This window comes from Rhodococcus sp. ENV425 (assembly GCF_002887785.1).
GTDB lineage: Bacteria > Actinomycetota > Actinomycetes > Mycobacteriales > Mycobacteriaceae > Rhodococcus > Rhodococcus aetherivorans.
This window is the reverse complement of the sequence record NZ_PCZU01000301.1, coordinates 2,850-4,718: the sequence shown is the minus strand read 5'-3', so window position 1 is coordinate 4,718 and position 1,869 is coordinate 2,850. Positions and strand designations below refer to the sequence as shown.

Annotated in this window: 2 protein-coding genes; both read left to right on the top strand. The window is 73.1% G+C overall.

What is annotated here, in order from left to right; all coding sequences use genetic code 11:
• Nucleotides 1-1,239: DNA polymerase IV (locus CQZ88_RS28605; protein WP_258008862.1), on the top strand; the 1,239-nt coding region annotated here is incomplete at its 5' end.
• Between the two features lie 144 nt (nucleotides 1,240-1,383).
• Nucleotides 1,384-1,869 (top strand): hypothetical protein (locus CQZ88_RS28600; protein WP_102800635.1); only part of this gene is annotated, 486 nt, incomplete at its 3' end.

Genomic DNA, 1,869 nt, shown 5'->3' with positions numbered 1-1,869 from the left:
CGGCCGGTGCTCGTCGGCGGCCTCGGCGCGCGCGGCGTCGTCGCCGGGGCCAGCTACGAAGCCCGCGTCTTCGGGGCGCGGTCGGCGATGCCGATGAGCCGGGCCCGCCGGCTGGTGGGGCCCGCCGCGGTGGTGCTGCCGCCGCGCGGGGTGCTGTACCAGGCGCTCAGCCAGACCGTGTTCGACGTGTTGCGCGAGCGCATCCCCGTGCTCGAGACGCTGTCGCTCGACGAGGCGTTCGCCGAACCCGCCGAGCTCGCCGGCGCCGCCCACCACGACGTGGAACGGTTCTGTGCGCGGCTGCGCGACGAGGTGCGGGCCCGCACCGGCCTCGTCGCGTCCGTCGGCGCCGGCTCCGGCAAGCAGATCGCCAAGATCGCCTCCGGCCTCGCCAAGCCCGACGGAGCGCTCGTCGTGCGTCCCGAGGAGGAGCTGGCGCTGCTGCACGGCCTGCCGGTACGCAAGCTGTGGGGGATCGGACCGGTGTCGGAGGAGCGCCTGCGGCGTCTGGGCATCGACACGATCGGTGACCTCGCCGCGCTGCCGGTCCCGGAGGCGGCCTCGATCCTGGGCGCCACGGTCGGCCCGGCGCTGCACCGGCTCGCCAACGGGCACGACGATCGACCGGTCGTCGAACGCGCCGACGCCAAGCAGGTCAGCGCCGAGACGACGTTCCCGACGGACATCGTCACCCTCGCCGAGCTGCGACGTGCCGTCACCGGCAGCGCCGCCGCAGCGCATCGCCGGTTGCGGCGCGACGGCCGGGCCGCCCGGACCGTCGTGCTCAAGCTGCGCAAGGCCGACATGAGCATCCTCACCCGCTCGTCGACGCTGCCGTACGCCACCGAGGACGTGGCGACGCTCACGGCGGCGGCGCAGCGGCTGGCGCTCGACCCGCTCGAGATCGGCCCGATCCGCCTCGTCGGCGTCGGCCTCGCCGGCCTGTCCAGCATCCGGCAGGAGTCGCTGTTCCCCGAGCTCGAGCAGCCCCCGGAGGACCCGGTGGAGTCGTCGCCGGACGCCGGGCCGGAGCACGTCACGACGGTGACGGGACGGCGGTGGCGTCCCGGCACGGACGTGCGGCATCCGGAGTTCGGACACGGCTGGGTGCAGGGCGCCGGGCACGGCGTGGTGACGATCCGCTTCGAGACGCGCTCGACCGGGCCGGGGCCGGCCCGCACCCTCGACGAGAACGATCCCGCCCTCTCCGAGGCCGATCCGCTCGCCGGCCTCGGGTGAGCGCGCGGGCCCCGCCGCTCTCACGGTCTTCTTACTACCGCCGGGTACGCTTACGGGCGATCCGCTGTCCCGGTGGAGCATCCGCTGCTGGATGAACCGAGCACGGTACACCCGTGCACGATCGAGAACGAGAAGGACGAGAAGTTGAAGCTTCGCAAGATCACTGTCGCCACGGTGGCTCTGGCCGCCGCCCTCACGATGTCCGCCTGCAGCTCGGACGACGGAGGTAGCTCGACCTCGACCTCGGCGAAGACCACCACCAGCACCACGACCGCCGCCGCGCAGTACCCGCCGGTGCCGACCGTCGAGGACCTCAACGCCATGCTGGCCAAGGCGTTCGACGAGACCGTCCCGGCCGAGGAGAAGGTGAACCTCGTGCAGGGTGCCGAGCAGGATCCCGCCCTGATCGACCAGGTCGCCGCCGCGGCCAAGCAGGCCGGCGCGCAGATCACCGTCCTGGACGTCAACGACAACCAGAACGGCACGGTCACCGCCGGCATCGAGACTCTGCTGGCCGGTGCGCAGCAGCCCGCCGTCGGCACCGTCGACTTCGTCGCGGAGAACGGCGTGTGGAAGCTGTCGAAGAACAACGCCTGCGCCATCGTCGCGACGGCTCAGCTGCAGTCGCCG